Source organism: Brachyspira pulli, assembly GCF_036997785.1.
GTDB classification, from domain to species: domain Bacteria; phylum Spirochaetota; class Brachyspiria; order Brachyspirales; family Brachyspiraceae; genus Brachyspira; species Brachyspira pulli.
Genome location: NZ_JAWLQI010000087.1, coordinates 1 through 10,724, shown reverse-complemented (window position 1 = coordinate 10,724; position 10,724 = coordinate 1). Strand labels below are relative to the sequence as shown.

The following is a 10,724-nucleotide window of genomic DNA, read 5'->3' as shown; positions in this document are numbered from 1 at the left end:
CACTATTTTTTTATAAATAACCGTTATAACAATATATATGTAAATTAGGGGTGGGGGGGCGGGCAGAATAGATAAAAAATATAATAAAAATTAACATTGTTGCTATAGCAATAGATTTTTATAATTTATTATTTTATTATTCAATTAATAAAAATATCTATTAAGGAGCAGTAATGAAAAGAAGAATCATAAAGATAGATGAAGAAAAATGTACAGGCTGCGGTATATGTATACCAGATTGTCCGGAAGGTGCATTACAAATAATAGATGGAAAAGCAAGATTAATTAGTGATTTATTTTGCGACGGACTTGGAGCTTGTATAAAGGCATGTCCTGAAAATGCTATGGAAATAGAAGAAAGAGAAGCTGAAGAATATAATGAAAGTAAAGTTATGGTAAATATAGTAAAAGGCGGATCTAATGTAATAAAAGCACATCTTAAACATTTAAAAGATCATGGAGAAGATAAATTATTTAATGAAGCCATTAACTATTTAAAAGAGAATAATATTGAAATACCAAGTTTAGAAGAAAATAAATTTTGCGGCTGTCCTGGAAGTATGCAAAGAGATTTAAGAAATAAACAGCATAATGAAAATAATAATGCTAATATTCAAATGAATTCAGAACTTAGGAACTGGCCTATACAATTAAAATTGATTAATCCTAATGCAAATTACTTTGATAATGCCGATTTGCTTGTAGCAGCTGATTGTATACCATTTTCATATCCTAATTTTCATTCGAGATTTTTAAAAGATAAAACACTTATAATGTTTTGTCCTAAATTGGATATGGATATTGATAGTTATATAGAAAAATTGGCAAATATATTTACTAATAAAAAAATAAATTCCATATCTATAGTAAGAATGGAAGTTCCTTGCTGCGGCGGTGTAGAAATGGTTGTAAGAAAGGCATTAGAAATAGCTCAAAAAAATATCATAATTAAAGAATATACTATTTCAATAGACGGTAACATCATTTAATTATTTTTTTCTGTTTTTTATAATTCTTATACATGAGGTTTTTCCCATGTATAAGAGAATATCAATAAATATATCAAATTATATAATAAAAAATTCAATTTTGTTGCTATGGCAACGGATTTTTATTCTATCCTGTTAGATAATACAAACAAAAATAAAATTATAAAGGAAAATTAAATTAATGGAAAAATTTATTAATAATATAGATTATAAAAAAGTTATTAAATTGAATGACTTATCAGAAATAAAAAATAATTCAATATCAGCATTATCATTAGTTGATAGAAAAAGCTTAGTAATGAAAATAATATCTGTAGATAAAGATATGGAAATACCAACTCATGAAAGCACAGGTGATGTTTTAGTGAATGTTATAGAAGGAAAAGCAGAAATAATTATAGAAAATGATAAATTCTCTGTTTCAAATAGTGAATCTATATTTATACCTGCAAATGCAAAACATTCCTTAAAAGCAATAGAAGCATTCAAAGTGCTAGTTATACAAGTAAAATCAGAATAACCCTATAGATAAATTCATAACTTTGGCATAGGAAATTTATAATTTATTATGCCATTCTTTTATTCGGTAAAAAATATTTATTAAATATAGTTTAAATTTAATAAAAATAATATATTATTAGAGTCATATTATTTTACATAGGAAATAAGATTATGGGAAAAGTTAAAAGCGTTTTTACAATGGCAACCTTATATTTAATTAGAAATTTACTTAATTTCTCATCAAGACTGCTTCCTGTCTTTATCATAATTATAGCATTACTAAAAGTATCAAAAGTTTTAATGACTTTAAGCTGGTATGCAGTAATAGCTATTTTGTTATTGGAAGTAATACTTGTAATAGGTGCCTTATCATTTGATTCGTTATTTTTCAAAAACAAACAAAATAATAAAAACACTAACAATGAAAACTCTAATAATGAAGAAGCAAATAAAAGTTCTGAAATTGCAGTAAAAAGTAATGCATTTTCTGTATTAAATATATCAGTAGCATTCTTTGCTTTTTTGGGAATAATATTTGTAATATTAAAATTATTTAAAGCAGTTACTTGGAGTTGGGTATGGGTATTATCTCCTTTATGGTTATCAACAGCATTGGTAGTATTTATACTTTTAATATGTTTGATAATATTTATAGTATCTGCATTAAATAAAAACAAAAAAATAGAAAATAAAGATAATACAGAAAATACTTCTGTTGATAATACTTCTATTGAAAATAATGACACTTCTAGTGAAAATACTAATGAAAGTACAGCAAATAACACAGAAACTTATAATGAAGCAAACAATCTAAATCAAAATAATACAGACAACAATAATAATTAATTTTTAAGGGAATATATAATTTATGGAAAACATTTTATTGAATATCGTATTTACAGCGGCAGGAATACTTCTTTTATATCTCGGTGGTACATATATTGTAGATGGTAGTGTAATGGTAGCTAATAAATTAAAAATACCTCCTATAGTTATAGGACTTACTGTAGTAGCTATGGGCACATCAATGCCGGAACTTTTCGTAAGTTTATTCGGTGCTTTAAGAGGTGAAAGTGCAATTGCAGTTGGTAATGTTATAGGAAGTAATATATTTAATATAGTATTTGTACTTGGTGTTTCAGCTTTATTTATGAATATGGCGGCAGGTAAAAAATCATATTATGTTTCTATGGTGTCTATGTTTATAATGTATGCAGCTTTATGTATAATGCTTTTTAACATGGAAACAAAGACATTAAGCGGTGATAAAATATCAATAATTGAAGGTATCATACTTATAATCTTATTATGCATATACGTTTACTATCTATATAGTGTAATATCAAAAGACAAAGATGAAATGGCTTCATTTGAAAAGGAAGTTTCATCATCAACAAAAACAACATCTATAGCAAGAGCAATATTTAAAATAATAGTTGCCATAATTGCATTAGCATTTGGTTCTGATATATTTATTAAAGGTGTTACAGGAATATTTAGAAATTTCTTAAGCGAACATATAATAGGATTCATAGTTGTAGCAGTTGGAACAAGCATTCCAGAACTTGTTACAAGTGTTATAGCAGCAATGAAAAAAGAGGCAGATATATCTATTGGAAATATAGTAGGAAGCAATATATTTAATGTGGGCGGTGTTCTTGGTATATCTTCTGTAGCTTCATTCAAATACGGCGGAATCATACTTAGTAAAACCCAAGATTATTTAATGGACTTTTCTATTATGGTATTTGCAGGAGTTTTATTATTGTTATTTACTATGAAGGGAAAAACTTTAGGAAAAGTAAAAGGAATAATATTCTTAGTTATATATTTAATTTATGTAGCATATTTATTAAAAACTACTTCTGTATAATAAAATAATTATTTTCATTTAAAACAATTATTAAAATTTATCGTATAGTTTACATTTATATTTAATAATTGTTTTATTATGAAAACATTTTTAGGAAACATTATGAAAAAATTATTAATATTGCTTTCTTTCATTTTTGTAATATCCTGCGGTAAAAAAATAGATTGGGAAACTGATTTTGATGCTGCAATAGAAAAATCGAAATTAGAAAACAAGCCTATAATGATGGATGTTTATACAGATTGGTGCGGTGCTTGTAAAGAAATGAATAAAAAAACATTTGTTAATAAAGACATTGTAAATTACAGTACTAATTTTATAACTTTAAAATATAATCCTGAAAAATCAAGCAATGGTGATGAAATACTAAAAAAATATAATATATTAGGTTTTCCTACCATACTATTTTTAAATAGTGATAAATTTGTTATAAGAAAAATACTAGGATATATTGAAAGTGATGAGCTTATGGAAGAAATGAAAGGCATTAAAGAAAAAGAAGAAAGAATAAAAAATGCCTTTAAAGATGATACAGCTACAATAGATAAATTAGATGTATATATAGATTCTGGATATTCTAAAGAAGCCTCAGAAATGTATACTATTTTAAGTAAAGAAAATAAAATACCTCAAGATTCTGTTGCTCAATATATGTCAAAAATAGCAATTATGTTATTAGATGATAATGATTATACAAATGGCATGAGATATTTAAATGAAATAATTGACAAATATAGCGATCATAAAGAGGCTTATATTGCTCATTATTATAAAGCTCTTGATATGATAATAAATGATGGAAAAACTAATGAGGGAATAAAATATATAGAAGGTTTAACTAATAAAGTTCCTGATGATATAAAAGAACAATATTTAAGTTTAATAGACTATTTTGAGTTAAATTAATAATATAATTTCAAATAACGGAGGGAAAAATATGAATAAGAATATATTAATAAGTTTACTTATATTAGTATTTGCTAGTTCATGTAATAATGTGGAAAGTGCTGAAATCAAATGGGAAAAAGATTTAGCAACTGCAATGAAAAAAGCTAAAGATAAAAATCTTCCTATAATGATTGATGTTTATACTGATTGGTGTACTTGGTGTAAGGAATTAGATAAGAACACATATTCACATAAAGAAGTTATAGACATGGCAAAAAAAATGGTTGCGGTAAAATTAAATCCTGAAACTTCAAAAGAAGGTGCAGAAGTAGCACAAAAATACGGAGTTCAAGGGTTTCCTACTATATTATTTATTAATGCTGACGGATTAATATTAGAGAATATAGGCGGATATGTTGAAGGTGAAAAATTTGTTCCTTATATGAAAAATGCTATAGAAAAACTTGATAAAATTAATACTGTATTGGCTAGCAAAGAACCTAGTTTAGAAAAATTAGATTTATATTTAGAATCAGGCAATGAGGAAGAATCTAAAAAAATATATGATGCTTTAATGGCTAAAAAGGCTATATCAAAAGAAGCAATGCCAAAGTATTTATTAGGTTTCGGTCTTATAAGAGCTCAACGCAGAGATTATGAAAAGGCAAATGAATATTTCGATAATATAATAAAAAATTATCCTAAATCTGAAGAAGTTTATGTAGCACATTATTATAAAGTTGTTATTATGGCTTTAGCAGGTGAAAAAGATGAACCAAAAAAATATTTAGAAAAATTATTAGATGATCCTAAAGTTCCGGAAAACATGAAAGTACAATATGAGAGTTTATTATCATATATAAATGAAAAGAATTAATATTTATTGATTTATATAACTTTTATAAAGAGATGTTTTTATAAGCATCTCTTTTTTATATATGCTGAAAATTTTATAGTTTGTCATTTTTTTATTCAACTTTTTCCCGCCGCACACGCTCTGCGGACTTCGTCAAAGAACCTATATCCTCGATAAACTCGGATACGCTTCGCGAAAGTGCAAGTATAAAATTAGTACTAAATCATACTAAAATTGTCTTACATGTAAAATAATTTATTAAATTAAAGCCAAAATGTAGCCTTTTTGCTTCTTTGTGGCAACAAAAGAAGTGGGGTCTGGGGCAAAGCCCCAGATATAAAAGCAAAAATGTAAATTTATTTTTGACAAAATATAGTTGTTTAGGTATATACTGAAAATTTTTAACTTTGTCAACTACTAGCCGTAGGGTCAACCCGCACGGTATTACTTATTATTAACGAATGTCCTTTATACGTGACCGAAGGAAGCACTGTAAAGTGTGCGGCTGATTACTTATTATTGTACAAAATTAATAATCTATCTTACATATTTAACCAATATGGAATAATATTTTATTTTATAAAAAATCTAATTTACATTCATAAATAATTCAAAATTGACAAAATATAGTTGTTTAGGTATATACTCCACTTTAAAAAAGAATTAATTATAATATAATAAAATTAGAATAAATAAAGTTGTTATTTAATTAAATTAAAAATAGGAAAACAATATGGTTAGTATAATAATACCTGTTTATAATGTTTCAAAATATTTAAGAGCTTGTTTAGATAGTGTAATTAATCAAACGTATAAAGATTTAGAGATAATATGCATTAATGACGGATCTACAGATGATTCATTAGAAATATTAAAAGAATATTCAAATAAAGATAATAGAATAATAATAATAGATAAAAAAAATGCCGGAGTATCTGCTGCCAGAAATGATGGCATAGAAAAATCAAGCGGTGAATATTTATTTTTTATGGATAGTGATGATTATATAGACAATGATTTTATAGAAGTATTTTATAATAATGCTAAAAAAAATAATAGTGATTTGGTAGTATTAAGTACATTTTGGAATTTAGATAAAAGAGTAAATAAAGATTACCATTCAGCACTTCCTACTTGGTCAATGTTTATAAGAAAATCTATATTGGATACTTATAAATATTTAAGATATCCTATTAATTTACATCCTGGTGAAGATGGAATATTCTCTCATGAACTTTTAATGTATACTAAAAATGTAAGTTTTGAATATAATACAAATTATCATTATGTAAAAAGGGCAGGTCAATCTACTGAAAATTCAATAAAAAATATAAAAAAATTATCTGACGATATAAAAAAATATTTGGAAATATTGGAAGAATTTTATACTAAATATAATTTTTGGGAAACTAAATCATTATCTTTTGCCAAATATATAGAGGGAGAGGCATTTTTAGCCTTCAGAACAAAGAATTTTACTATTGATGATGAGAGAAAGGTTTTTAGCACTATAAAAAATACTTTAAATAAAGTAGCAAAATATATAAACAAAGAAGATTATAATAAATATTTTTCTAAAGAATTTATAGTTTTAATAGAATCAAACACAATAAAAGAATACTACAGTAAAATAAAATATAAATATAATTATATAAGAGCATCAATATTCAATAAAGATATATCGATACGCTATAAAGAAAACAGATATAAACACTATAAAAATGATAATTCATAATTTAAACTATTTACAATTGAATTAATTCTTATATAATTTAATAAACAGTTTTTATAAAGGTTAATACTATGAGTAAAGTAGTTGTAATAAAATGTGAAAATTATAATTTGGAAGAAGTAAAAAATTCTATAAATAAGGCTATAGATTTACTTGGCGGAATAGATTCTTTTGTTAAAGAAAATAATAAAGTGTTATTAAAACTCAATTTACTTGCTGCAGAAAGTGCAGATAGATCTGTAACAACTCACCCAGTAATATTTGAGGCAGTGGTTTCTATACTTCAAGAGAAAAATGCAAAAGTTTCTTATGGTGATTCTCCTGGAGTAGGAAAAGGAAATAATGTAGCTTTAAAAGCTGGAATAGATGAAGTTGCAAACAGACTTAATGTTTCGTATGCGGATTTTGAAGAACCGGTTGGCGTTTCTTATGAAAACGGCATACAAGAAAAAAGTTTCACAATAGCAAAACCAATACAGGAAGCTGATGTTATAATAAGTTTGCCGAAATTAAAATCGCATGCTCTTACAACTATGACTGGAGCTGTGAAAAATCAATTTGGATGCATACCGGGTTTTAGAAAGGCTGAATACCATTTAAAACTTCCAGATTTTGAAGATTTTTCAACTATGCTTCTTGATTTGAATAAATTAGTAAATCCTAAACTTTATATAATGGATGCTATTTTAGCTATGGAAGGAAACGGCCCAAGAAATGGAAGTCCAAGAAAAATAAATGCTATAATAGTATCAAATGATGCTGTTGCTTTAGATTATATTGCTTCTCAGATAATATCATTTGACTATAATACCATACCTACTTTAAAAATGGGTTTTAAACATGGATTTTCAAATAAAGATGATATAGAAGTATTAGGCGATGGAATAGAAAGCGTAAAAGTAACAGACTTTAAAAAGCCTCATAAAGGTGTAGGAATAGGAAGGAGTTTAATGAAATTAAGTAAATTCCCAATAATAAAAAGATTATTCGCTACTATTATACCTAAACCTGTTATAGATAAAAGTAAATGTGTAAAATGCGGAGTATGTGTAAAGGTATGTCCTGTAACACCATTAGCACTCAATTTTGATAAGAAAGGAAAAAATTATCCGCCAGAATATTATTATAAAAATTGTATATCATGCTATTGCTGTCAGGAATTATGTCCTCATAAAGCCATAACATTAAAAAGAAAATTTTAAAATATACTAAAAATTTTAGAGTTTGTCAACTACTAGCCGTAGTGGCAACCCGCACAGTATCGCTTATTCTTAACGAATGTCCTTTATACGTGCGGCTGATTACTCATTATTATACAAAATCAATAAATCTATATTACTTGTAAAACATATTTCTTAATATTAGATAATCTTTTATTTTATAAAAAATTATAATTTACATCTATAAAAAGGTGAAAATTGACAAAATATAGTTGTTTAGGTATATACTAAAAATTTTTAAGTTTGTCAATTTTTATATTGTGCTTTTGGCGAAGCCCACCGCACACTATACCTACACCTACGGTGAACTTCGTTAGGTACTTACTTCAGTTGTAAAAGAAGTGAGGTGGCGTAAGTGCACTGTGTACTTCGTAAGAGCAAAGCCCGGCAAATATTTTAAATTTAAAAAAATATTTTTGACAAAATATAATTGTTTAGGTATATACAAATTTGTATTTCATCTTAATAATTAACATTATTATTTTTTAAAAACTCTATTGCAGGTTCTATATTTTCATGTGCTAATTCTTTCATATTATCTATAATCGCATTTATCTCATATTCATCATTATTTGTTAAAGCCATTTTGTATGATTTATTAAAATATTCTAATGCTTCACTATTTAATTTATTATAATTTTCTATATTGTTTTTTTCTTTTAAAGCCAATCTTGATTTTACTTCTCCTATATTATTATAAGGAAGGGCAAGTTTAGAATTTATTTCTAATGCTTTATAAAAATTTTCTAATGCCTTGTCATATTCTTTTAATTTTACATAACAGCTTCCCAAATTATTAAAAGCATAATCATGTTCTTTATTTAATTTTATAGTCATTTTATAATCTCTAAAAGATTCATCATAATTTTTCAATGCCTCATTTGCAATGCCTCTATTATAATATGCTTCATCATAATTAGGATTTAATTCTATAACTTTATCAAAATCTTTAATAGCTTCTTCATACAAAGATAAATCAAGTTCCGCATTTCCTTTATTATTATATATTTCATAATTATCATGTTCTAATTCTATAGCCTTATTATAATCATTAATAGCATCTTGTATTAATCCGGCATTATGTTTGGCAATGGCTCTCTTATAATAACATTCATTTCCAAGTTCTATAGCATTACTATAATTTTCTATGGCCTCTGTATAATTTTCTGATATTTCATTTAAAGCAGCTTTTAAATAATATAAATAAGCCCTATCAGAATCATACTCTATATTAAATAAAGCTTCGTCAAAGTCATTCATTGCCTCATCATACAAATTCAAATTTATTTTTGATAAAGCTCTTTCATAATAAGCATCTATATATCTATCATCTAATTCTAAAGTTTTATTATAATCCTCAATAGCTTCTTCATAATGTTCTAAACCAGATTTTGCATTTCCTCTATAAAAATATGCATCAGTATAATCAGGATTAAGTTCTAAAAATATATCAAAATTATTAATAGCTTCTTTATATCTTTCTAATTCTAAATAACAAATACCTAAACCATAATAAACAAATATATTATCCGAATCAATAATATTATTAAAGTCTTTAATTGCTTCTTCAAATAAATCTAAATTCTGTTTGCATAAAGCTCTATTATAAACTGCTTCTTTGTCATTAGGATTTAATTCCAATACTCTATCATAATCTTTTATAGCTTTATTATATTCTTCTATCTTACAGTATGATAAAGCTCTATTATAATAAGCGTCAATATCATTTTTATTTAATTCTATAACTTTACTATAATCATAAATAGCATTTTCAAACATATTCAAGCTAGAATAAGTTAAAGCCCTATCATAATATATATAACTTTCATTAGGCAAAGCATCTGCCGCAATACTAAAATCTTTTATAGCTTCATCAAATAAAGTCAAATGAAATTTAGATAAACCTCTGTAATAATAATATATATAATCAATTTCATCATATTCTATCAATAATGTATTGAAATCATCAATTGCTTCTTTATGTTTATTTATTTTAGCATAGGATAAAGCTCTAATGTAATAAGCATTTTTTAAATTAGGATTTAATTCTAAAACTTTATTAAAATCTTTTATTGCTTCTTCATATAATTCTAATCTATATTTAGAAATACCTCTGCCATAGTATGCATCAGAATATTTATCATCAAGCTCTAAAGTTTTATCAAAATATTTTATGGATTCTTCATACATTTTCAAATTGCCTTTAGATGCCCCTATATTACAATGAGTACTAACTAAAAGATTATGAATTTGCTCTGTATCTTCAGCATTTGTTTCATCACTATAAATAATAAATTCATCATCAGAATAAAAAACTAAATCTTTATTATAAATATCAATTATCTTTTCTAAATTAAAAATAGCTTCTTCATATCTTTTTTCTTGAAAGGCATTCTTTCCTAATTCAAATAATTGCTGTATTTCTTTTTTTATCATTTATTTATCCTGAGTATAAATTTATAATTTTCATATTAGAATATACCTAAACAACTATATTTTGTCAATTTTCAAACAGATGAAAGTTCTCTGCTAATACTATTGATAATTCACGTTTCCATTTATTGCTTTTCTTTCTAAGAAAATTTAAAAGACTGTTGCAAAAACTTTGATAGCTTTCATGATAACGGTTATATAAAATTTTCTTCTTCATTAATTTCCAAAGCCG

9 protein-coding genes are annotated in these 10,724 nt (G+C 25.3%); 8 read left to right on the top strand and 1 reads right to left on the bottom strand.

Features of this window, described 5'->3' with window-relative positions:
* Positions 1-173 precede the first annotated feature (173 nt).
* The 8 genes from R4K56_RS13770 to R4K56_RS13735 all read left to right on the top strand — a co-directional run bounded on the left by R4K56_RS13770 (position 174) and on the right by R4K56_RS13735 (position 8,041).
* A complete protein-coding gene (locus R4K56_RS13770; protein WP_335773138.1) occupies positions 174-989 on the top strand; it encodes an ATP-binding protein in 816 nt (271 codons plus the stop codon).
* A 181-nt stretch (positions 990-1,170) separates the two neighbouring features.
* The gene (locus R4K56_RS13765; RefSeq protein ID WP_335773137.1) at positions 1,171-1,509 is read left to right on the top strand and encodes a cupin domain-containing protein; all 339 of its coding nucleotides are present in this window, start codon (positions 1,171-1,173) and stop codon (positions 1,507-1,509) included.
* Between the two features lie 152 nt (positions 1,510-1,661).
* Positions 1,662-2,336: a hypothetical protein gene (locus tag R4K56_RS13760; RefSeq protein ID WP_335773136.1), complete on the top strand. Its 675-nt coding sequence runs from the start codon at positions 1,662-1,664 to the stop codon at positions 2,334-2,336.
* A gap of 22 nt (positions 2,337-2,358) precedes the next feature.
* Complete coding sequence (locus tag R4K56_RS13755; RefSeq protein ID WP_335758543.1) at positions 2,359-3,363, top strand: calcium/sodium antiporter; 1,005 nt, start codon at positions 2,359-2,361, stop codon at positions 3,361-3,363.
* A gap of 102 nt (positions 3,364-3,465) precedes the next feature.
* The gene (locus tag R4K56_RS13750) at positions 3,466-4,269 is read left to right on the top strand and encodes a thioredoxin family protein (protein WP_335773135.1); all 804 of its coding nucleotides are present in this window, start codon (positions 3,466-3,468) and stop codon (positions 4,267-4,269) included.
* A gap of 31 nt (positions 4,270-4,300) precedes the next feature.
* Complete coding sequence (locus R4K56_RS13745; RefSeq protein WP_335758541.1) at positions 4,301-5,128, top strand: thioredoxin fold domain-containing protein; 828 nt, start codon at positions 4,301-4,303, stop codon at positions 5,126-5,128.
* A 712-nt stretch (positions 5,129-5,840) separates the two neighbouring features.
* Positions 5,841-6,842, top strand: coding sequence for a glycosyltransferase family 2 protein (locus R4K56_RS13740; protein ID WP_335773132.1), 1,002 nt, complete (start codon positions 5,841-5,843; stop codon positions 6,840-6,842).
* Between the two features lie 68 nt (positions 6,843-6,910).
* Positions 6,911-8,041, top strand: a complete 1,131-nt coding sequence (locus tag R4K56_RS13735; protein WP_335773133.1) for a DUF362 domain-containing protein — start codon at positions 6,911-6,913, stop codon at positions 8,039-8,041.
* A gap of 480 nt (positions 8,042-8,521) precedes the next feature.
* Here R4K56_RS13735 and R4K56_RS13730 read toward each other — a convergent pair whose 3' ends face one another.
* Positions 8,522-10,495 (bottom strand): tetratricopeptide repeat protein, encoded by a 1,974-nt coding sequence (locus tag R4K56_RS13730; RefSeq protein WP_335773134.1) that lies wholly within the window; start codon positions 10,493-10,495, stop codon positions 8,522-8,524.
* Positions 10,496-10,724: the final 229 nt, after the last annotated feature.